The following is a 22194-nucleotide window of genomic DNA, read 5'->3' as shown; positions in this document are numbered from 1 at the left end:
GGCAAATATTCTACTCTAATTAATCTTTAAAGAAGTAAATGGTGAAGTGGTTTTAACTCATCTGTGTATTTTTTTATGTGTTTTTAGAGCGTAATGACTAAGCCGCTTCTATTTTCTGATATCAATCTATTTGACACAAAGATTAGACGAATTCTCGCTATTTTCCTGCCTTAAGATCCCCTTGCTTATTTGTTATTTTAACGCTGTGTTCTCATTCCCTATCTGATATCCCCTGTTATGCGTTAAAAAGTGCAATTAACGTTTAGCGATTAAAAAACTATTTATGTATTTCTCAATTCTTATTTACTCTGCTTGCTTCCAAAAGTATGATGTTTGACTTTATTACTACTTTGGTAATTAGGAATAACAATGAAGCTACATATAGTTTTTTCTAAGCTTACGGCTGTTGTGTTGCTATCCTCTTTGGCTGGATGTGCTACGGAAAGCTCACATTCTTTGTCTGTTGCAAAGGTGGAAAGCGCCGCAAGGCCTTATGCAGGCGTGCGCACACCTGTTTCGGTGGGTAAATTCGAAAACCGATCTAGCTATATGCGCGGTATTTTTTCTGATGGTGTAGATCGGATGGGCAGCCAGACCAAAACGATTTTAATCAGCCATTTACAGCAGACAAATCGATTTAATGTTTTAGATCGCGATAATCTGGAAGAAATGAAGCAGGAATCAGCTCTAAAGAAGCAAGCTCAAAGCTTAAAAGGGGCTGATTATGTGATTACCGGTGATGTTACCGAGTTTGGCCGTAAGGATGTCGGTGATCAGCAGTTATTTGGTTTGCTGGGCCGTGGTAAATCACAGGTTGCTTATGCCAAAGTTAGCTTAAATATCGTTAACGTTACAACGTCTGAAGTGGTTTTTTCGAGCCAAGGGGCAGGTGAATACAGCTTATCTAATCGAGAGATTATTGGGTTTGGTGGCACGGCTAGCTACGATTCGACGCTAAATGGCAAGGTGCTGGATCTGGCTGTGCGCGAAGCGGTCAATCACTTAGTACAGGCGATGGATAGCGGCACTTGGACTCCTAATAAATAATTGATTGGCACAATGATGAAGAATAAATTTATAAAACAGCGTGCTTGCGCTCTTTTGGCGGGTCTTTTGCTTGCCGCTTGCAGTACGCCAGCTAAGACTCTGTATCAGTGGGAAGGCTACCAGCCACAGGTGTATGAGTATTTAAAAGGCCAAGGGCCGGAGGCTCAGATCAGCATTCTTGAAGCCGATCTGCAAAAAATCCATGCCAAAGGCAATCGGCCGCCGCCTGGATATCATGCGCATCTGGGCTTGTTGTATTCCAGTATTGGCAAGCTTGATCGAGTTGAGAAAGAGTTTCAGACAGAGAAAGAGTTGTTTCCTGAGTCTGCGACTTATATGGATTTCTTGCTGAAAAAAACCAAGCTGTAAGAGGGATATGATGTTAAAGATTGTGAAATTAGTTGCTTGTCTATCTGCTCTGATGCTGGCTACAGGCTGCGCTACGCCAAAGAAATATGACTATACGGCACTGAAAGAAAGCCGGCCTCGCTCCATTTTGGTTTTGCCTCCGCTGAATGAGTCACCCGATGTGAATGCAACGTATAGCATGTTGTCACAGGTATCGTATCCATTGGCAGAGGCTGGTTATTATGTATTACCCGTTACTTTAGCCAATGAAACTTTTAAGCAAAATGGTTTGAGTAATGCTGCAGAAATTCATGCCGTATCAACGAATAAGTTAAAAGAGATTTTTGGTGCAGATGCTGCGCTCTATATCACGATTAGCAAGTACGGTACGACCTACATGATTCTTGATAGCGTGACTGAAGTGACTGCAAATGCCAAGCTGGTGGATTTGAAAACCGGCAAGGTGTTATGGACAGGGCTTGCATCCGCATCAAGTGGTGAATCGAGTAATTCAGGAGGGGGCATTATTGCTGTGTTGGTCACTGCGGCCATTAAGCAGATTGTTAATAGTGTGACAGATGCTGGCCATCCGATTGCGGGTATTGCGAGCAATAGGCTGCTATCGGCAGGCCGTCCTAGTGGTCTTTTATATGGCCCACGCTCTGCTCATTATGAAAAGGATGTTATCAATTAATTTTTGATTACAGCGTAAAAAATGCCAGCTCCACTTTGTGTGGGCTGGCATTTTTTTGATTTGCTCAAGAAGCCTGACTTAGTACTGGCATGAGCGGCTTATCACTTGGCGGTGGCTTAAGCCTTCTTCAAAAAACAAGCCTTCAGCATAAAATTGCCCGCATCCATACGGCAATCTACTTCATGATCACCGCCAGACACCAAGCGGATGCTTTTTACTTTAGAGCCTTGTTTCAGCACGGTGGAGGTGCCTTTTACTTTTAAATCTTTAATCAAAACAACGGCATCGCCATCAAGCAATACAGTGCCGTTAGAATCTTTTACGATCGTATCGTCGCTGTCATCGCTCGCCACTTCTTGCATAGGCCACTCAAAACCACAGTCTGCACAAATATAGTTATCTGCGTCCGGGTAAGTGTTTTCTAGGGTGCATTGTGGGCAAGCAGGGATATTAGACATGATGTTGTTTCTACTAAGTTGATTCAGATCTGCTGGATTATAACAGCTGGCCTCATTCAGTATTTTGGCAGCGCTGCTGGTATATATGTGTACTTTGCACTTTTTTGCGGCTGCTCAATGGTTAGATGGGTTTGGATTTATTTTCATCAAACAGAAAAGGGGGTCATTGCTTTAATGGCCCCTTCTGCGCTTAGTTAAGATTATTAGCGTGAGCGGAAGCGAATCCCCAGGCCATTGATGTATTCGCTGCTATGGCCAAAAAAGCCAATGATTTCATTTTGTGTCGGTACAGTAAAATTGAATGGTTTTAAGTTGCTCACGGATTCTGCGTTACCAATTTCTTGTAGCAAGCGCTTATTGGTGCGAATCTTAAGCTGCGCAATACAGGTGACATTGCCAAATTGATATTGGCCATATTGGCCAGATACCTCGGTAATATATTCATCATCGGCAAAAGTGATGGTGATCAGCTGCCCGCCATTGCCGCCATGTTGTGGCATGGTTTGTGTGCCATATACAGCTTGTATTGCATCGATGATCTTGCCTGAACGGATATTAAGCCGCGTGAGTTTGGCATTGGCAGCGGGTTTATCGTCAAAGTTTCTGCTTTGCTCGCCAGCCGGTCCTTCTTGCCAGCGTGCCAGCCATTCTTCATGGATTTGCGCTTTAAAGTCTAAATACGTCCAATCTGAATCTGGATCAAACTGCTTGATTTTCCCATCTTCAATGTAATCAAAGTATTCATAATGCTGGGTGTTATCAGCTTCGTAGCGATAAGACTGGATTGTTGCGCAGAATTGATCTCCCTTGGGTTTTGGGTTAAATAATTGGTGAATCTGATAATAATCAGGAGTCAGAAAGGTGACTTCTTCTGTCTGGACGGTTACTTTTCCCCAAGGCGTTAAAATTTGGGGGCTGAGTGCTGCAAACCAAGACACCTGAATTTGCCCATACAATACTTTAATCACGGCACAGGCATCGCCGTGATCATGAATAGGCGAGCCATTGCCAGCGGGCCATATTTCTAATACATAGGGCTGGCCAGGGGAGTCCCCCAGATTGGTATCGATAGTGACGCGCAAGTAGCCAAATTCGGCCGGTTTTTCAGCTAGTTTTTTGTAGCAAATACAACCAGGTGTCAGGATGGAGCGCTGGATGGCTTCGGGAAAATCAGGGAAGTCAGTAGGGCGCAAGCTCATTCCCTCACCGGCAACATTTGAATAAAGGTGCTGGCAAGCTTCTGGCAGATCCGAGATCACACTAATCTTATTTTCAGCCAGTAGCTCCAGCGTGACCGCATCCATAGAAACAATATATGGGGATGGATCAAGATTTACAGGAATGGAGAGTAGCTGCAGCTTAGTTAACTCGGTATTTTGTACATCAATGTTCTTGATCTCTGCGGTATTAAGCTGCTTATCTGATGTCTGTGCCCAGCTGTATTCAAAGAGCATGAGCGTGCGCAGCATCTCGCCTTTGCCATAGCGAATTCGTTTGTTATTGGTGTCCAAGCTTAGCCAGTAGGGTTGGATCTCACCGCTAGGGTTGAGCCCTATGGCTGCTTGTTTGGCGATTTCCATACCGTTGTAGAGTAGCCGGATTCCGCTGGCTTCAATTTCAAGGCGGATGGCGTTGCTATTGTCGCTTTTTAGTTCGATGGCAAATGCTTTGAAGATGCTGGGCTGAACCGATACCGTTCCTTGCCCTTTTACTGGAAACTTGGCGGTGTTGCTGCCTTCTAGCGAACTATGGATCAGATGCTGTACTTGCTGATATGGCGTGGTAGCGAGCTTCATGTTGACCTCTTAAAAGTTGTTGGTACTTAGCCAGGTTTGAATTATTACAGTGCCGATTGCAGGCATATATCGGTTTACACGGTTTGGTAAGTGAATAAACCCCGCCAATATTTCTATTTTTTGAAAGAATAATATTTACATTAAGTAAGTTTTATTTGTAATTAATTTACAAAAAACTTACTTTAATAAATATTAAAAATGATGATAGTTCTTAATTTTTACTTTGTTAAAAATAAATGAGGCAAGAGAGTCTGGGCGTAGCAAGTCGATCATTTATCCACAGGCTAGGTTGATCTGATGTGGGAAAGATAATATTCAGAGACAGGGGAGCGGGCATAAAAAAACCCCAAGCCTCGCAGCTTGGGGTTTTTAAAGGATTAACTATTCAAGCATTAAAACGCTGGAACAATCGCGCCTTTGTATTTTTCGGTGATAAACGCTTTAACTGCCGGGCTGTTTAAGGCTGCGATCAGTTTTTTCATGGCCGGGCTGGCTGCGTTATCCGGGCGGGCTACCAGGATGTTGGCGTAAGGTGATTGTGCGCCTTCGATGGCCAGTGCATCTTTGCTTGGGTTAAGGTTGGCTGCAAGTGCGTAATTAGTGTTGATCAGGGCGACATCAACCTGAGTCAGCACGCGTGGCAGGGTGGCGGCTTCCAGCTCACGGAATTTCAGCTTCTTGCTGTTTTCTACGATATCACGGCTGGTAGACAGAATGTTTTTGCTGTCTTTTAGCTTAATAATGCCCGCTTTTTCCAGCAGCAAGAGTGCGCGGCCGCCGTTGGTGGCGTCGTTAGGAATGGCAACGGTTGCGCCTTCGCTCAAATCTTTGAGTGATTTTACTTTGCTGGAGTACGCGCCAAATGGCTCTACATGCACCAGAGCAACACTTTGCAAGCGTGTGCCTTTGCCTTTATTGAATTCATCCAAGTAAGGCTTGTGCTGGAAGAAATTAGCATCTAGGCGTTTTTCTGCCAATTGCACATTCGGCTGCACGTAATCGGTAAACACTTTGATCTTTAGCTCTACGCCTTCTTTAGCCAGCTGTGGTTTTACAAATTCCAGCAGTTCTGCATGAGGAACAGCAGTTGCACCAATGGTGAGTGTATCGGCGGCTTGGGTATTAAAGGCTAAGGCCGCGGTCAGTAGTGCAATGATCTTTTTCATAAAAGTTTATTTCCTAGAAAGGTAAACACCAGAGAGCTGTTCATGTTTTAAGACATTCATCAGAGCAAAAGTTCGGCCATCATGCGGGCTGATTATTTGCGGCTAAAGTGCGTGACCAAACGATCGCCCACCATTTGTAAGATCTGTACCAGTATCAGCAGCAAGATGACCGTTACTACCATCACATCGGTTTGAAAGCGCTGATAGCCAAAGCGAATCGCTAAGTCCCCAAGGCCGCCGCCGCCGATCACACCTGACATCGCTGCATAAGAGACTAAGGTAATGGCTGTTACGGTAATGGCGGCTAAAATCCCCGGAAGTGCTTCAGGTAGTAAGGCGCCAAATACGATCTGCCTTGTGCTCGCCCCCATAGATTGGGTGGCTTCGATAATGCCACGGTCTACTTCTCGCAGCGCGGTTTCAACTAAGCGGGCGAAGAAGGGCGTGGCACCGACTACCAAAGGCGGGATTGCGCCAGCTACGCCCAGTGAGGTGCCTGCAATCAGTACTGTAAACGGGATCATGATAATCAGTAAGATCACAAACGGCACAGAGCGCAGCACGTTGACCAGAAATGATAAAACTCCGTAAACCGCAGGCTGATCAAGCAGCTGGCGTTTGCCGGTTAGAAACAGCAAGACACCCAGCGGCAGGCCAAGCACCAGCGTAAATACTAAAGAGCCTGCCAGCATCATCAGCGTATCTTGCCCTGCCAGCCAGATTTCTACCCAATCAATATTAGCGGTCAGTTGATTAAAGAATTCCATTAGCGTAATACCTCTACATCGATCCCTTCCGCGCTAAAGCGGGCGAGAGCCGCGTCTACATCGTGGCCGCTCAGGGCAAGGGTAAGCTGGCCGCAAGGCGTATCTTTAATTCGCTCGATACGGCCAGCTAAAATACTGAAATCTACCGCGCAATCTCTGGCCACCGAGCCAAGAATAGGTTGGTAAGTCGATTCGCCAATAAAGGTCAGGCGCACGATTTTGCCTTCAACATGCTGGTAATCATCGTACTGCTTGTTTTCATCGATATGCTCGGCTTCAAATACAAAGCGGCGGGTGGTTGGGTGCTTGGGGTGCAAGAATACTTGCGTGACCGGGCCTTCTTCCACAATCAAGCCGCCATCAATGACCGCCACGCGATCGCAAATACTGCGGATGACATCCATTTCATGGGTGATTAAGACAATAGTCAGTCCTAGCCGCTTATTAATATCGAGCAATAATTGCAAAACAGATTGTGTGGTTTGCGGATCGAGTGCGCTGGTGGCTTCGTCGCAGAGCAGCACTTTAGGGCGATTAGCCAGTGCGCGAGCAATACCGACGCGCTGTTTTTGCCCGCCGGATAATTGTGCCGGGTATTTATCACGATGATCGGTGAGGCCCACGAGCGCCAGCAATTCATCCACGCGCTGCGCGATTTGCGCTTTATTGAGCGCGCCGGCAATTTTTAAGGGGAAGGCAACGTTTTCGGCTATGGTTTTGGAGCCAAGCAAATTAAAATGCTGGAAAATCATGCCTACTTGCTGACGCAGGCCACGCAGGGCCGAGGCATTTAGCTCGGTGACATCCTCGCCATCTAGCAAAATGCGCCCGCCAGTAGGGCGCTCTAAGAGATTGATTAGGCGAATCAGCGTGGATTTACCCGCGCCAGAATGACCAATAATGCCAAATACAGAACCAGCTGTAACCGATAAAGACACACCAGCAAGTGCCGGGATATCACGGCCATCAACCCGATATGCCTTGCTGACGTTTTCAAGTTTAATCACGGTAATGCAAACCTTGTGGGCTTAATTTATAAAATTGATTGCCCTTGGCAGGCGTTTTTTAAGCTGCTCAGAGCAAGCTGCAAGCAGGCAGGTGGTGATTTTAATGCCCAATCATATAATTCCAAAATCTTTAATATGATATGTAAAGTAGCAAAAAACATAAAACGGCCAGACAGTGTGTTGTCGGGCCGTTTTTTAATGCAGTAGCCCGGCTGGGGCTTGAGTATTTTCGGCGCTGCTAAGCGCTGAATTTGTAAGGATTATACGCGTTTCAAACAGGCTCTCGTGATAAAGGTCATTTTAAATCACTACCGCCTTAAGATAAACAAGCTGTTTTCCCATAAAAGAATACGGGACGATGACTTGGCTTGGTGGCTAAAACACTTGTTCTTGCCATTTTTGCAGCGCAGCCAGCGCCAGTTGATGGTTGGCGATGACTTGCTGCTTGATTGTTGCATCATCGGGCTGGCTTTCCAGCAAGCTGAGGCTATCGCTCAGCTGGTTTGCGGCAATTTGCCCGGCAATGCCTTTGGCACTATGTACATGGCGCTGGCGGGTTTCCAGATTGTTTTCTTGCTCCAGCATGCTAAGCAACTGGCCGATTCTATCTAAGCCTTTTTGCGCCATATGGGCGCATTTTTCTATGGGATAAGCCAAGGCCCTTGCGGCTTGCTCCAGATCTAGTACCGCTGGTTTTGGCTCGTACAGCGGGGCGGTTTGGTTTTGCAGGGCAGCAAACAGTGATTCACGATGAAAGGGTTTGCCTATCCACAGATCAATGCCTGCGGCTGCCAGTTGATTTGCTTGCGGTGAATGTCCGGCGCTTACGAGCAAAATGCGGCCTTTAAATCCCAAAGCCCGAATGCTGCGCGAGACTTGCATGCCATTAAGTAAGGGCATGTGGTAATCCAGCAAAATGGTATCGGCATCACAATGATTCCGCCAGGTGCTGAGGGCGCTCAGGCCATCTTCGCAGGCACTGACTTTGGCTCCTACGCTGATTAATAAGTCGGTTAATAGCTCACGATTAATTTCTTGATCTTCTGCAATTAGAATATGTCGTCCATCTAATCGCCCAATCGCTTTAAGAGGCACATTGGGTTTGCTGCTGCTGGCTTGATTGAGTACGGGCACCTGCACTGTAAAGTGCGCGCCGTGGCCCAAGCTGCTGCTTAATTGAATATTGCCGCCCATTAGCTCTGCAAAATCTTTGCAAATAGATAAACCCAGCCCAGCACCTCCCGCACGCTTACCCAGCCATGTTTGCTCGAAAGGTGAGAAAACTTTCTGGCAGTCTTCGGCGGCAATGCCCGGCCCGCTATCGATGACTTCTGCCCGCATAAAGCACTGGCTGTCTTGCTGCCTAGCGCTGAGTATTAAACACACGCTGCCTGCTTCGGTAAATTTAATGGCATTGCCGATCAGATTGACTAAAATTTGCCGCAACTTACCTGCGTCTAAGACAAAATCGCCTTCTAAGCTGCACTGAATACTGAAAACTAACCCTTTAGATTTGGCTTGTTCTTCAAACAGGGCTTGCAGCTGCCTGATCAGCACATCAATAGATATTGTGCTTTCATCCAGCTCTGCCAGCCCGACTTCCAGCTTGCTGACATTAAGCACATTAGCAATTAGGCTTAATAAATAATCACCGCTGTCGGCAATGCGCAACAGGCTTTGTAATTGAGGTGGATTAAGCGATGTATCGTGTTTTAAGCGATCTACATAGCCCAAAATCGAGGTGAGCGGGGTGCGGATTTCATGGCTTACATGGGCTAAGAAATTGCTCTTGGCAAGGCTGGCGGCTTCAGCATCTCGGCGGGCTAAATCCAGCTCATGAGTGCGTTGCATCACTAGCGCTTCTAATTCAGAGGCTTCTCTTTCCAGCTGCAGGCGATAGGCTTTTTCCAGCCGCTCTTTTTGCCGGTTGATTTCGGCCACGCGCAAAGCCATGGCCGTGCTAAAGAGAATGACTTCAATGGCAATAGAGATTGAATTAAAGCGGGCAGTAAACGCGCTGTGATCGATTAGCGCCAGCCCGCGTAAACCCCAAGTAACAATAATAGATATCGTATAAATGGCCCAGGCAAGCGCAAATAACCTAGCCCCCGAAACGCCGTAGCGCACCGCATAAAGGCTGGCCGCCACATAAAGCAAAAAGCCGACGCCACCGATTTCTAAAGCCAGCAGGGCAAATTGAATAAATCCTGTGAGCGCACCCAGCGTGCTGAGCGCCCCACAGGCAATAATGCCCTTGAGTGCAATATCCAGCCTTGGGGTGATTTGAGGTGTTTTTAGATAAAGCCTTACAAACTGTGCCGAAAAAATATAATACAGCCCGCTTAATGTGTATAAGAGCGTCAGGCTATAGTGCCCTTGCCATAAGAGTAAGGGTAAAACGCCGGTGGCACTTAAATGGGCCAGCGTGAGTGCAAGTAGCTTTAAGCCGTAAAAAAGAAAAGTTTGATCTCTTGCCGCAGAAAAAACGGCAAGGGCCACAAAAGACATCAGGAGCATGATGCCGAGCATGGCTCCCCAGAACAGCATTTCATGGTTATTGGCTTGCAGAAAGTTGCGCTCTCCCCACACCCGGATATCCGACATAACCGGCCCGGCCATCTCTTTATGCTCGCTGTACACCACTTTAATCAGTACTTCTAAGCTGGTTTTAGCAGGAGTTTTCTGCAAAAAAATCGGCCTGATCGTTGCCAGTGGCCTGCTTAGCCCGCTTTGCTCGGTGCGAAAGTGTTGCACCTGCCATGCTTTTTCGCCTTTGTTGCGGGTGTAAAGGCTTACTGCGCCAATTTGTGCTTCGGTATATTCCAGATAATTACTGATATCCCCCCCGCTGGGGTTCTCCAGATTAAAAGAAAACCAGATTGCATTCCGTGAATAGCCAAGCGTATGCATTAGCCCTGCTGGCACTTGAAAGCGCCCTGCATCACGTTGCTGAACCACTCCTTCAAGATCTAGATTTCTGCTGGGATCTTGCCATATCAGTAATTCTTGTTCGAGATGAGCGCCAGCCAGATTGTCACGCACAATCAGGGCAGAGGCGGGGGCCGCCAATAGCAAAGACAGCAGGATGCTGCTTAAGGTTAAAAAAATATTTGTCAGGATATTCAAGGTATATTTCTTAGTAAAAGCATGCGATATGTTTTCTTTTTATGATTAAAAACTTTCTATAAAATAAACATAAAATAACAAAACAGTAATTATTTGCGCTAAAATGACGATTGGGTCGTTATAAATGCGTATGGCATTATTTTGCTCAGTTTAGCTTAATGTTTCAATCTCTTTGAGGCTTGCTTGGCCGCAGTGGCTAAATTGGCCTGTGCCCGCGTAGATTGCTTACATTATTAATGAATATTTATGATGCAGGAATAAGAATAAAATTGTGATGTCAAGAATGAATGCCCCAATCTGGTCTGATGCAACACTCGACCAGCTGAAGATGAGCGCAGATCCGCTGGCTGATCAGTGTATGCGCGATCTTATCCTTGCTGGCAACATCAGCAAGACGAATCAGATTTTAGCTCAACTTGATGTAGACAAAGCTTGGCCGGATGATACCCCGCCTAAGTTACTGGCTTATTTAGAAGCCACTGCCAGCTTGTCTGACGAGGTAGATTTTGCCCGTCTGGAGCGCGCTCAATCCTTTTTTACGGCTTACGGAATCCCCTTTGGTATTAGCCTGATGTGCCGCTCGTTGCCTGTGCTCTATGCTGGCCGCGTAGGCGGAGCGCAGCTATTGGCGGCTACTGGCCAGCTGAGTGGGCATTTTGAGCGCAGGGCCTCGGAAACACTGCGCTTTATTCTGAATGTGGCCGAGCCGGGTAGCCTTAGCCCTCAAGGGAAAGGCCTGCTTACTATCCGGAAAGTACGCCTGATGCACGCGGCCATCCGGCATTTTGCCCGTTCCAAACAAAGAGACTCGCAAGATAGCTGGCACGCAGATTGGGGTATGCCAATTAATCAGGAAGAATTAATCGGCACGATGCTGGCATTCTCTTTTCAGGCGCTTGAAGGCATGCGGGTATTGGGTGTAAAAGTCAGCCAAAAGCAGGAAGACGATCAGCTTTATTTATGGAGAGTGATCGGCCGGGCGCTGGGGATTAATCCGGATGCCATGCCTGTTAACGCTAGCCAGGCCAGAGAAGTATGGAAAGCGCTGGAACGGCGTAATTTTGGTTCATCCGATGCCGGGCATTTGCTCACTCAAGCCCATATTGCTTTTTTACAGGCTAATTTACCGGATCTGGCGGCGGGGCTTGTGCCTGAGCTGATGACAAAACTGCTAGGGCGTCGCAATGCGCATTTTCTTGGTTTGCAAAAAAAGCAAGCCTGGGGTTGGGTGCTAGATTTACTGCGCTTTATTTTTCGCTTGAAAAGCCGTTTAGCCAATAGCTCGCACACTGCTGAGAGCTTTATGCGGGAGTATGGCGAGTTTTTTATGGAAGCATTGCAAAAGCACTGGGCAGGCCCTTATCCGGGACGCGCGTTTCAGATCCCCGATCAATTGCGCGCACCTGCTACTGCCCCGCAGGAATACCAAAGGAGTGAGGTGTGATTTTAGTTGCAAGCGGCATCAATAATCCCGATGCCTGGCTCAATACCGTGAGTGTAGACGGCAGCTTATATACCCCCGTACAGCTCACTTTATTTGCCCTTGGTTGCCTGCTGTGGGTAGTGGCTTATATATTAATTTTATTACAGGCCAAACGGCATCAATGCGTTGAAATGGCGGTGATTGCCGCAGCAAGTAATTTAGCTTGGGAATTTGTATGGGGCGTTATATTGCGCACCGATATGGGTTTATTTTTAGTCTGGACCTACCGGGCGTGGCTGTTTTTTGATTTGTTTATTTTTTGGCAAGTATTAAAGCTAGGGCTAGGCCAATTTACTACGCCCCTGTTTAAGCGCTATTACCAGCCGATTGTGTGGGGCAGCGTGGTTTTCTTTATTTTGCTGTATTGGAGCATGGCGCTTTCCGGTATTGAAACGCCTATCGGCGCACGCTCTGCCTATATCTGCCAATTTATTATCAGCCTGCTTTGCTTAATTCTATTGGTACAACAACCCTCCACCATTGGCTATGCATGGGCGATTGCTTGGACGCGTACTTTGGGGACGGGCTTGGTTTCTGTATTTATGTATCTGCATTACCCTCATGATTACTTTATCTTAACCCTAGCTGTGGCCTCGACATTATTGGACTTGGGGTATTGTGGGTATTTGTTGGGGGTGAGGAAGAGGTAGGGATGAGTGGAGTAAGGCCATTAGTAGTTTGACGGATTAGGAGGGGATTTAAAATGTCAGAAGCTCTTCTTCGTGAGCTGGCCAATCAACTTTTGAGAGAGCAATTTTACGCACTGTGGCCAGTCTATTTATCGATGGCAGCAATAGCTCTAGTTGTTGGTTTTACAGGTTCTTATTTTGGGTCTTATGCGAAAAAACGTGGTGAAGCATTGGCTACTAAATCTGACTTTGATTTTTTATTAACTCAAGTAAAGGCAACCACTGTTGTTGCTGAAGAAGTAAAAGCTAGTGTGGCTCATGCTGATTGGGCAACTCGTGAGCAGAAAACTTTACGTCGTATCAAATTAGAGGAGCTTTTGCACGCTGTTCATGAAGTACAGGCTTGGCAGGAATTAGATTGTAATACCAGACTTTATGACAATAGAAATAATATCAGCCAATCCCCTCTGCCTCGGCTAGAAGTTATTGCGGGCCTTTATTTTCCTGAGCTTCAACAAGCTATATATGACTATGGGAGAAGTCACGGATTGATGAGTCAAGCAGTGAATCAGGCAAAATTAAATCTTTTACGCGTGGGTAATGATCTGCACTTGCAGCAAGAAGTTTTGCAGTCTTTTGCAAATGAACGGCTATTAATCTATCAAGAACAACTTGGTTTTGTTGGGGTGATTCAAATGCAAGCTAGGAAAATCATGAGGCAATTAGTTGGTTTATGAATGGTTTTATGACTTGAATTAAAGAGGCCAGGCTTGATTTAATCATTAATAGTGAATCGGTTTTTTTATAGGGTGTACAACGACGCAGTCGGAGCGCAGAAAGCGGTGCACAAGAAAAACGACTTGCACACCCTATGAAAAGCAGCTTTTTTGTTATGTTTTCACCCTTAGTTTCAGGTCTTTCATTTTGAATCAAAAAAGACCAGCTCCCATTGTTTCTAGTTTTTCGCTCATAGCTCTACAAAAATCTAGTCAAAAAGCCAGCCGATGCTGGCTTTTTGACTTTAAGGCAAGAGCAAATGCTTGTGATGGGTTGCAAAAGGTTTCTTTTTGCGCCATTATAAGACCAATCTACATAGGAGTAGTGACATGTCCATTGCATTGAAGTTATCGGATGAACTGGTCGATTTGGCGCGGGCGCATGCCATAGTTATGCATCGCTCTGTGCCTAAGCAGATTGAGTATTGGGCGCGCTTGGGCAAGATGGTGGAAGAAAACCCTGATTTGCCGCTACCGTTTATTCAAGAAACATTGCTTGGCAAAGCGCAAGCTGAAGCTGGGCAGACTGCTGAATATCAATTCGGGGTTTAGTAAGGATGCGTATTCGCACGGCCCTGACGTTTGATAAAGTCGCTAAAAAATTACACGCTCAAGAGAAAGCCAGCTTGGACGATGCTGTGCGGGCTATTGTGGCCGACCCTAGTGTGGGGGAGGCGAAGAAGGGCGATTTACTGGGTGTGTTTGTGTATAAATTTAAAATAAACCGCCAAGAAACGCTCTTGTCCTACAGCGTAAGTGGGGAGGATTTATTGCTTCTGGCCTTGGGGACGCATGAAAACTATTACCGCGATTTAAAGCGCTTAAATAGCTAAGAGATCATGTGATTACAGAAGCCTGCGAGTGCTGGCTTGTTGCATGTCTGGGGATTGCGTCTGTGGTGGCGTTAATTAGTAATGATAACGGCACTGCGCAATCACCAAAGCTTCATTGTGTATGCAATAAACCAGCCGATGCTCGTCAGTGATGCGGCGTGACCAAAAGCCGCTGTATTGGTGTTTTAGCGGCTCTGGTTTGCCTATACCCGCAAAGGGTTGGCGTTGGGTTTCTTTGATCAGTAGGTTAATTCGTTTGAGTATCGCTTTATCCGTGCTTTGCCAGTACAGATAATCATCCCATGTGGCTTCATCCCACCTAATCTGCATCAAGCAGATTCCGCTCTTGGCTGATTCCTGACCGAATCCGTGTAATGGATTCGTTGAGACGCTGAGCATTGGCGGGGCTGCGTGCTAGATAGGCGGTTTCTTCCATGGCTTCGTAGTCTTCCAGTGCCATGATCACCACAGGTTTGCCGCGCTGTGTAGTCACAACAACGGGGCTGCGGTCATCGTTGACTTGGCGCATGACGTCAGCGAGATGTTGGCGGGTGTAGCTGTAGGTGAGGGCGTGCATGATGTTTCCTGAGCTTGCTATCTATGTACAAAAGATAGTACATCATGGCGCAGAAGTAAAATCAGTGCAAGGTGAACATATTGTTTTTTAAAGGAATATGCGCCGATGTGGTGTGCAATATCCGGCGCAATAAGCTTCTAAGCAAGGTTTACCGCTTAGAAGCTTGATTGACGCCTACACGTGCATGTGCCTAGCCTTTCCCCGCCAACGCCCTTGCAATCTTATTTCTCGGCACGGTGGTGCGTGGCACTTTTCCGCTGAACCATACCCGTACATCATCGTCCAGACCAATGCCGTGCATATAGTTGTACAGCGCTTTATTCAGCGCTACGCCAAGGGCGTCGTGGTCGACCCCGGTTGGGTCGATAAATCCCACATCATTTTTAGCGAATGTCACTTCGGGTAGCGGCAGCAGGGTGATGCCGTATTCTTCCGGGTTTTGGCCCACTGGCGAGTGCACGGTGCAGGCAAAGCGGTGGAAGAAGCCGGATTGGATGCAGCCCTCAGCAAACAGCTGACGCACGTATTCCAGCGCATCGACGGTATCTTGCACGGTTTGCGTGGGGAAGCCATACATCAGGTAAGCGTGCACCAGAATACCGGCGTCGGTAAACGAGCGGGTGACTCGGGCGACTTGATCGATGGAAACGCCTTTTTTCATCAGCGTCAGCAATCGATCTGAGGCGACTTCCAGCCCGCCAGAGATGGCGATACAGCCGCTATCGGCAAGCGATTGGCACAGCTCGGCGCTGAATGATTTTTCAAAGCGGATATTGCCCCACCAAGAAATCGCCAAATTGCGCTTTTGTAATTCTGCCGCCAGTGTTTTCAGTGCTTTAGGCGGGGCAGCTTCGTCAACAAAGTGAAAGCCGGTCTGGCCGGTTTCAGCAATAATTTCTTCGATACGATCGACGAGGGTAGCCGCCGATGCGCCGTCGTAGCGGGATATATAGTCGAGGCTGACATCGCAAAAGCTGCATTTTTTCCAGTAGCAACCATGCGCCACCGTCAGCTTATTCCAGCGCCCATCTGACCACAGCCTGTGCATGGGGTTCAGCATATCTAGGAGAGATAAGTAACGATCAATTGGCAAGCCATCCCACGTTGGGGTTCCGACTTCGGCAAAGGCGATATCTGGCTCTACAAAGTTAATATATTTGACTGCCCCATCGTTTCTGACAAAGGTGCGCACCAGGCGCTGCTGGCTTCGTTTGCCTGCTAGATGATCGAGCAGCGCCAACAGTGGTCGTTCGCCATCATCTAGCGTTACATAATCAAAATAATCAAATACGCGCGGGTCAGACATCTCGCGCAGCTCGGTATTCACAAAGCCACCACCCAGCGCCAGCACGATGCTTGGATCATGTGCCTTAATCGCCTGGGCAATTCTGAATGCCGCGTATACCGCGCCGGGGAAGGGCACAGACACCAAAACAATGGTAGGGGCGTGCTTTTTAATCGATGCCAGCGTAAGTTCCAGCAGCGTGGTATCGACCAAATTCAGCGGCGCGTCCAAGGCTTGCGCCAGCGGATCAAAGCTCGGTTGGCTGGATGCGAGCGATTCTGCATAGCGCACAAATTCAAAACGCGGGTCGACCGCATCGCGCAGCACATCTGAAATATCGTTTAGATAAAGCGTCGCTAAATGCCGTGCTCTATCTTGCATGCCCAGCGCGCCAAAGGCCCATGCCAGAGGGTCTCCACCTTCGTCGTCCACATACACATCTAGCGATTCAAAACGCGAACCCTCGGGCAGAAACTGCCGCGAGCAAATACGGTGGCCCACGGTGGAATCCTTGCCTTGCAAAAAGGCAATGGCGGGGCTGATGGTGGCAAGGTAGAGATCAAACTGGTCAACAAATGCCTGCACCTGAAAAGTGCGTTGATGCTCGGGCAAGGCGTCAATACAGGCTTTAACAGCCAGCAGGCCTGCCTTAGAAAACAACTTGAGTACCAGCGCCAGCGCTAAGTCTTCCTGCACCGCATCGATATTTCTTGAGCGTAAAAAACCGGTGATATAGGCGGTGGAAGGGTAGGGAGTATTGAGCTGAGTCATCGGCGGGATAACAGACAGCACGCGGGGCGTTAGCATAACAAGATCCAGATAGGGGTAAAACGGCAGCCAGAATAGGGGGCCGCCACAACCCGCCATTGTAACCCGCCAGCGGCTCGTCATCGATGTGGATTACTAAGGGCAAAAAGATCTGTAGACACAGAGCTAATAAAGATCACGGAGAACACAGAGAAAACCAAACTATGGGTGTAATGCCGTTCACTTAAGCGGTTTTGTTTGAGTTCCCCCCTTTGTAAAGGGGGGCTAGGGGGATTTGCAGTTGATGTTGGGCTTAAAATAAGCAAAAAACTCAAGGCAAATCCCCCTCGGGCCCCCTCAGCCCCCTTTTTCTAAGGGGGAAGCAAAACCAATACCTTAAGTGAACGGCATTAAAACTATGGGTGGCGTATTTATTCTGTGTGGGTCTTCCAGGCAAGGGGCACGCATTAATCCTATCAACTCAAGTGAAATGTTACTCGCAGGGCGGGTGCACGCCGCGAGCAAAGCTGAAAAGTACGCGGGTTGCACCCGCCCTACGATGATTCAATACTTGCCATTGTGCGGGTAGCACCATGACATCTGGCTAGATTGTGGGGTATGAAGGGGCGCAGACAAACAGGACTCAAGCTTGCCTTAGGTTTTCTCTGTGTGCTCTGTGTTCTCATTGATCTTTGTGTCTGCAGATCTTAGGTTTTAAATCTTTAAAGCTACAGTTTGTTGCGCAATTATTCTTGAGTAAGCAATCCTATATCTATTAAAGTAGCTCTTTGCTGCAGTTCTGGCTCTTTTCTCTGGTTTTTCTATGTCTACTCCCAATACTTCACGCGGTGTTTTGTTTACTGTGCTGGCCTTTATTATTTGGGGCTTGTTTCCGCTTTATTGGAAATCTTTGCATGGCATTGATGCCTTGCAGATTATCTCGCACCGTATTGTGTGGTCTGGGGTTTTTGTGGCGGTGATTTTGATGCTGCAAAAGAACTGGAGCTGGCTGCTACCAAGTATTAAAAATCCCCGCGTGCTGGGTGTATTTGCGCTGTCTTCTTTTCTATTGTCGGTGAATTGGTTGTTGTATATCTGGGCGGTGAACGAGAACAGAGTGGTGGATGCCAGCTTGGGTTATTTTATTAATCCGTTGATTAATGTTTTGCTAGGCAGATTGTTTTTGGGTGAACAGCTTAGCCGCTCGCAAAGCTTTGCCGTAGGCCTTGCTGCGATAGGCGTGCTGTGGATTACCATTGCCGCAGGCACGTTGCCGTGGATTGCGCTGTGCTTGGGTTTGAGTTTTGGCGTGTATGGTTTGCTGCGTAAAAGAGCCAGCTTGCCTTCTTTAGAGGGGTTAGCATTAGAAACTTTCTTAATGACCCCCTTTGCATTGGCGGCTTTGCTTTGGTTTCACTCACAGGGGCAGGGCGCACTAGGCAATATCAGTTTTAATACCGATCTTTTATTAATGGGCGCAGGTGTTGTGACGGCCCTACCGTTGTTGATGTTTGCCTCAGGTGCCAGAACGCTGAAGCTGGCTACCGTGGGCGTCATCCAATATATCGGCCCTAGCTTGCAATTATTGTTGGGGGTATGGCTGTATCAAGAGCCTTTTGGCACGGATCGTATGATTGGCTTTTCACTGATCTGGGCCGCGCTGATTATTTATTCTGCAGCGGGTTTGATGAGCTATTGGAAGTCGACCCGCTTGGCTGATCAAGCGGCGTGATATTGCGTCATTTGTAGGGCGGGTGCAATCCGCGAGCCATGTTGAAAATATGTGGGTTGCACCCGCCCTACGATGGCCTTAGCGTGCATAAGTATCTACACAACTTTAGGTGGTGCTTCAGCTGCAGCTTCCCCCTTTGTTAAAGGGGGATTGAGGGGGATTTGAATTAGCTTTGTTTGCTGCCTTTTTCTAATGATATGCCGTGCCAAATCCCCCCTAACCCCCCTTTTTCAAAGGGGGGAGAAGTACAATGCTCAGCGCGGGCACGTTTTTGTGCCCACGCTAAGCTGCCCTACCTTCCCTTCATCAACAGCTTTCTCACCGGCGTTGGCAGGCCTAATTCCAGCGCTTCTGCTTTACTAAACCAGCCCAGATGATCTTCGTGGGTGATGGCGGTTTGGCTGGTGACGCTGCCCGGCAGTGGGGTGATAGTGAGGCGGAAATGAGTGAAGACGTGGACGAAGTCTTCCCCCGCGCTATCAAACTCTACATTAAGGCCAAAGCGCTGCTGACAGGCGTTGCTGGCGTCCAGCGTGGAGGTGGCTTCCGGCAGGCTCCACAGACCTCCCCAAATACCGCTAGGTGGGCGACGCTCGAGCAGGATCTTGCCGCTACGCTCTACCATCATCAGCACAGTTTGCCGCTCAGGCGATATTTTTTTCGGCTTAGGCGTGGGTAGCTCGGCTTGGCGGCCTTGCTGGCGGGCAAGGCAATCTGCCTGCACTGGGCAGACGATGCAGGCTGGCTTTTTGGGCGTGCAAATGGTGGCGCCCAAATCCATCAGGCTTTGGGTGTAGCGCTCAATACCGCTATCGGGCAGCAGATTTGTCGCTAGCTGCCATAGCTCTCTTTCAACTGCTTTGGTGCCCGGATAGCCGCTGATGCCAGCCCAGCGTGCCAGTACGCGTTTTACATTGCCATCCAAAATGGCGGCTTGTGCGCCAAAGCTGAAGGCGGCAATGGCTGCTGCCGTCGATGGCCCCACGCCGGGTAGCTCGGCGAGCAGGGCCGGCGTACAGGGAAACTGGCCTTCAAAGCGCTCCATTACCATTTGCGCGGCTTTATGAAGATTGCGGGCGCGGCTGTAGTAGCCAAGGCCGCTCCATCTGGCGAGTACATCGTCCGAGCTGGCCGCTGCTAGGCTGGCGACATCCGGAAAGCGTTCTAAAAATTGCTGGTAATAGGGGATGACGGTGGCGACCTGAGTTTGCTGCAGCATAATTTCGCTCAGCCAAACGCGGTAAGGGTCAGACACTTGCCAAGGTAGATTGTGGCGGCCGTGCACGGCCTGCCAAGCGATTAAACGCTGGGAAAAATCGCTCATTTATTGGGCTTTTCTGTCTTTTTAGGTGTGGATTTATTGGTTTTTTTTGCTGCGGCATCCGCTGCTTTTTTATCCGCAGCCGCTTTAGCTGCTTTCTGGGTTGCTGCTTGTGCCAGTGCTTTTCGCTTGGCTGCGGCTTCTGCCGCTTGTGTTTCAGAGGCGGCTTTTTGCTTCAGTAAAATTTGCTCTTTTAAGCTGGCGTAATCGATATGGTATTCGGGGGCATTTAGCGCGCCAGAAAGTTGGATAGGCAGCGTTAACCCTGATAAGCCTTTTAGCTCAGGCACTTTGGGGTTCGCACTGGCGCTCATACTGTAATTGATGGCATTGCTGTTTAAGTCGAGTGTGCCACCGCCATTGAGCTTTAGAATACCGGCCGTAACCGATAAATCGTTATTGCTGGCAACGCCGTGTTTTAGCACAAGGGTAGAGCGTAATTCGCTAAAGCTGGTTTTGGCTTCCAGATTAAGCGAAGGTCGTGCTTCGCCGTTCATTAAACTGATTTGGCGGCTGGCTGTGCGTAGCAGCGCTTCTAAGTCGATACCCCGCACTGCGCCCTGATTTAATAAGAGCCGCACATTGCCACCCGCAGTGCGGCGCAAATCGCTGAGCTGATTGCCCACGGCAGACACGTCTAAATCCAAATGGCCACGGCCTTCAAAACGGCTGGTGTCGATGGCATCGGCGAGCAGGGCATTGATATTCATATTGGCGAGCTTTTGCTGTACGCGGAAAGAAGCGCTTTTCTTGCTGGCGTCGACTTCTAAGCTACCTGTGAGCTGGCCTTCATAAAGGTTTGCAGCCAAAGGGTTTAAATTAAGTTTGCGGTTTTTTGCTGCAAATTCCAGAGAGATATCATTGATATGCAATTTTTGCATCGCCAGCTCGCCAATCTTAAGCTTGCCGCTGGCATCCAGATTATTCAGCCACCAAAAATCAAAAGGCTTATCGGGATTCACTGTTTTTGCCCCTGCTGCTACGACGGGCAAGTAAGGCGATAAATCGAGTTTGTTTAAATCAACGTCTACAGCGTAATGGGGGCGAACAAAGTCTTTGACTTCGATTTGCGCTTTAACCGGCGATTTATCCAGCTGCCCTTGGCTATTAAGGCTGAGCGATTCTGCTTGTAAATTAAGCGTACCTGCGCCGTTTAGATCTAGCCCGATTGCGCCGCGCGGCAGATTACGGTTGGTGTAGCTACCGATCAGGCGATAGGCAGGCAATCTTGCGATACTGCCATTGAGTAATTCTAATGGGCTGGCAAAAGACAGGGCCAAGTTTTGCTCTGGACTATTTAATTTGACTTCAAAGCTGGCCGTCTCTGTGCGCAGCAAGCCTTGCGCCAAGCCTGCCAGCTTAGGAATAGTGGCTTTAGCACTCAGTTGCCCGCTTGGGCTTTGCATATCTACATTTAATTTCAGGCGATTAAGATTAAGCGCGTCTTTAGCAATAATGATTTCCGGCACATCCAGCTCACCCTTCCAGTTTTGTCCGGCACGTTGGCCGGATGCGCTTAATTTAAGCTCACCGCCATTAAAGCGCAGCGGTTGCCAGCCATAAACCAAATTGCCCACGGCGCTGACTTTTACATCTTGCAGGCGCAGCTCTGGTGAGCTGCCCCCTTTTTGTTCTAGCTCAAGCATTAAGTCAGCAAATAGTAAGCGATTGTCCGCCTCGTGGTAACGCATGGCAGCAGTGGCATTTAAGCTGCCTTGCCATTGCACTGGCCGATTGCTGTCACCAATTAGCAACATACCATCTAAATCTAAGCGCCCGGCCTTAGGGTCGGATAGGTTTTTCATGGTGAGGTTGAGGCGTGATATCCGCAGGCTTTCGCCTAAAAACTCATCAGAAAGTTTAAATGCGGCTTCGGTAAAATGAACGGTATCGAGCGAGAAACTCAGCTCTTTAGTCTGTGCTTTAGGTGTAAGTAAATCTTCAAAATTATAAGTGCCATCTTCACGGCGAATCACATTCAGCTCTGGCTTTTCAAAATCCAGCGCTTTGATTTTTCCTTTACCGATGAGCAAAGGCCAAAGGCTTAGCTCTACACGAACCCGATCGGCATGCGAGAAAATAGTGGCTTCGCCAGGCTCAGTCAGCGTGACATTATCTAAAAGTAATGCAGGCTGGGGCAGCAAGACAAAGCGAGCGTCACCGCGTATGGTGAGTTGCCGCTTGGTGTCTTTTTCCAGCATGCCGGATAGCTCACTTTTGATCAGGTCAAAAGAGATAAAATACGGCAAGGTGCCAAGCAGCGTCACAAGCATGACGAGCAAAAGCAGGCAAATTCGGAAGGGGCGAGAGTGTCGCCAATCTATAGTAGGACGATGCATGCGGGGATTATCCCGAAGACATGGATTAATTTCAAAGTTAAGATTGCTAAAAATTTTCACACA

The 22194-nt window shown here is 48.1% G+C and carries 20 protein-coding genes; 9 read left to right on the top strand and 11 right to left on the bottom strand.

The features are described 5' to 3' along the window. Positions 1–369 precede the first annotated feature (369 nt). The 3 genes from ACFQNF_RS13395 to ACFQNF_RS13385 are packed head-to-tail and all read left to right on the top strand — an operon-like array spanning position 370 to position 2089. The gene (locus ACFQNF_RS13395; protein ID WP_380188449.1) at positions 370–1047 is read left to right on the top strand and encodes a CsgG/HfaB family protein; all 678 of its coding nucleotides are present in this window, start codon (positions 370–372) and stop codon (positions 1045–1047) included. A 12-nt stretch (positions 1048–1059) separates the two neighbouring features. Continuing rightward, a complete protein-coding gene (locus tag ACFQNF_RS13390) occupies positions 1060–1416 on the top strand; it encodes a DUF4810 domain-containing protein (protein ID WP_380188448.1) in 357 nt (118 codons plus the stop codon). A gap of 19 nt (positions 1417–1435) precedes the next feature. Further along, on the top strand, positions 1436–2089 hold the full coding sequence (locus ACFQNF_RS13385; RefSeq protein ID WP_380188497.1) for a DUF799 domain-containing protein: 654 nt from the start codon (positions 1436–1438) through the stop codon (positions 2087–2089). 116 nt (positions 2090–2205) lie between these two features. Here the strand turns inward: ACFQNF_RS13385 and ACFQNF_RS13380 are convergent, their stop codons facing one another. The 6 genes from ACFQNF_RS13380 to ACFQNF_RS13355 form a co-directional block, all read right to left on the bottom strand. Beyond that, the gene (locus tag ACFQNF_RS13380; RefSeq protein WP_380188447.1) at positions 2206–2547 is read right to left on the bottom strand and encodes a zinc ribbon domain-containing protein YjdM; all 342 of its coding nucleotides are present in this window, start codon (positions 2545–2547) and stop codon (positions 2206–2208) included. 203 nt (positions 2548–2750) lie between these two features. Next, the gene (locus ACFQNF_RS13375; RefSeq protein ID WP_380188446.1) at positions 2751–4343 is read right to left on the bottom strand and encodes a jacalin-like lectin; all 1593 of its coding nucleotides are present in this window, start codon (positions 4341–4343) and stop codon (positions 2751–2753) included. A gap of 392 nt (positions 4344–4735) precedes the next feature. Next, on the bottom strand, positions 4736–5509 hold the full coding sequence (locus ACFQNF_RS13370) for a MetQ/NlpA family ABC transporter substrate-binding protein (RefSeq protein WP_380188445.1): 774 nt from the start codon (positions 5507–5509) through the stop codon (positions 4736–4738). A 92-nt stretch (positions 5510–5601) separates the two neighbouring features. Beyond that, on the bottom strand, positions 5602–6276 hold the full coding sequence (locus ACFQNF_RS13365) for a methionine ABC transporter permease (RefSeq protein ID WP_046353438.1): 675 nt from the start codon (positions 6274–6276) through the stop codon (positions 5602–5604). Then, positions 6276–7283: a methionine ABC transporter ATP-binding protein gene (locus ACFQNF_RS13360; protein ID WP_046353437.1), complete on the bottom strand. Its 1008-nt coding sequence runs from the start codon at positions 7281–7283 to the stop codon at positions 6276–6278. Before ACFQNF_RS13360 ends, ACFQNF_RS13365 begins: the two co-directional genes overlap by 1 nt. A gap of 375 nt (positions 7284–7658) precedes the next feature. After that, complete coding sequence (locus tag ACFQNF_RS13355; protein WP_380188444.1) at positions 7659–10409, bottom strand: hybrid sensor histidine kinase/response regulator; 2751 nt, start codon at positions 10407–10409, stop codon at positions 7659–7661. A 283-nt stretch (positions 10410–10692) separates the two neighbouring features. Between ACFQNF_RS13355 and ACFQNF_RS13350 the strand changes: the two genes are divergently transcribed. The 5 genes from ACFQNF_RS13350 (at position 10693) to ACFQNF_RS13330 (ending at position 14130) form a co-directional block, all read left to right on the top strand. Continuing rightward, on the top strand, positions 10693–11853 hold the full coding sequence (locus ACFQNF_RS13350) for an oxygenase MpaB family protein (protein ID WP_380188443.1): 1161 nt from the start codon (positions 10693–10695) through the stop codon (positions 11851–11853). Continuing rightward, positions 11850–12542: a transmembrane-type terpene cyclase gene (locus ACFQNF_RS13345; protein WP_380188442.1), complete on the top strand. Its 693-nt coding sequence runs from the start codon at positions 11850–11852 to the stop codon at positions 12540–12542. Before ACFQNF_RS13350 ends, ACFQNF_RS13345 begins: the two co-directional genes overlap by 4 nt. 53 nt (positions 12543–12595) lie before the next feature. Next, a complete protein-coding gene (locus ACFQNF_RS13340) occupies positions 12596–13258 on the top strand; it encodes a hypothetical protein (RefSeq protein ID WP_380188441.1) in 663 nt (220 codons plus the stop codon). A 369-nt stretch (positions 13259–13627) separates the two neighbouring features. Then, on the top strand, positions 13628–13849 hold the full coding sequence (locus tag ACFQNF_RS13335) for a TA system antitoxin ParD family protein (protein ID WP_380188440.1): 222 nt from the start codon (positions 13628–13630) through the stop codon (positions 13847–13849). 5 nt (positions 13850–13854) lie between these two features. Further along, positions 13855–14130, top strand: a complete 276-nt coding sequence (locus ACFQNF_RS13330; protein ID WP_380188439.1) for a type II toxin-antitoxin system RelE/ParE family toxin — start codon at positions 13855–13857, stop codon at positions 14128–14130. 75 nt (positions 14131–14205) lie between these two features. Here ACFQNF_RS13330 and ACFQNF_RS13325 read toward each other — a convergent pair whose 3' ends face one another. The 3 genes from ACFQNF_RS13325 to ACFQNF_RS13315 all read right to left on the bottom strand — a co-directional run bounded on the left by ACFQNF_RS13325 (position 14206) and on the right by ACFQNF_RS13315 (position 16799). Continuing rightward, positions 14206–14460, bottom strand: coding sequence for a Txe/YoeB family addiction module toxin (locus tag ACFQNF_RS13325; protein ID WP_380188438.1), 255 nt, complete (start codon positions 14458–14460; stop codon positions 14206–14208). Further along, complete coding sequence (locus tag ACFQNF_RS13320) at positions 14450–14707, bottom strand: type II toxin-antitoxin system Phd/YefM family antitoxin (protein ID WP_380188437.1); 258 nt, start codon at positions 14705–14707, stop codon at positions 14450–14452. The genes ACFQNF_RS13325 and ACFQNF_RS13320 overlap by 11 nt, the downstream gene beginning before the upstream one ends. A gap of 190 nt (positions 14708–14897) precedes the next feature. Beyond that, the gene (locus ACFQNF_RS13315; RefSeq protein ID WP_380188436.1) at positions 14898–16799 is read right to left on the bottom strand and encodes a B12-binding domain-containing radical SAM protein; all 1902 of its coding nucleotides are present in this window, start codon (positions 16797–16799) and stop codon (positions 14898–14900) included. 763 nt (positions 16800–17562) lie between these two features. Between ACFQNF_RS13315 and rarD the strand changes: the two genes are divergently transcribed. Continuing rightward, entirely contained in the window at positions 17563–18471 is a 909-nt protein-coding gene (gene rarD / locus ACFQNF_RS13310) for an EamA family transporter RarD (RefSeq protein ID WP_380188435.1), read from the top strand. Positions 18472–18763: 292 nt separating this feature from the next. On the opposite strand, the gene mutY is transcribed toward rarD, so the two are convergent. Next, complete coding sequence (gene mutY / locus ACFQNF_RS13305; protein ID WP_380188434.1) at positions 18764–19795, bottom strand: A/G-specific adenine glycosylase; 1032 nt, start codon at positions 19793–19795, stop codon at positions 18764–18766. Next, positions 19792–22131 (bottom strand): AsmA family protein, encoded by a 2340-nt coding sequence (locus tag ACFQNF_RS13300; RefSeq protein ID WP_380188433.1) that lies wholly within the window; start codon positions 22129–22131, stop codon positions 19792–19794. Before ACFQNF_RS13300 ends, mutY begins: the two co-directional genes overlap by 4 nt. Between the last annotated feature and the right edge of the window lie 63 nt (positions 22132–22194).

Source organism: Iodobacter arcticus (assembly GCF_042664895.1).
Classification (GTDB): Bacteria; Pseudomonadota; Gammaproteobacteria; order Burkholderiales; family Chitinibacteraceae; genus Iodobacter; species Iodobacter arcticus.
This window is presented reverse-complemented; position numbering and strand designations above follow the sequence as displayed.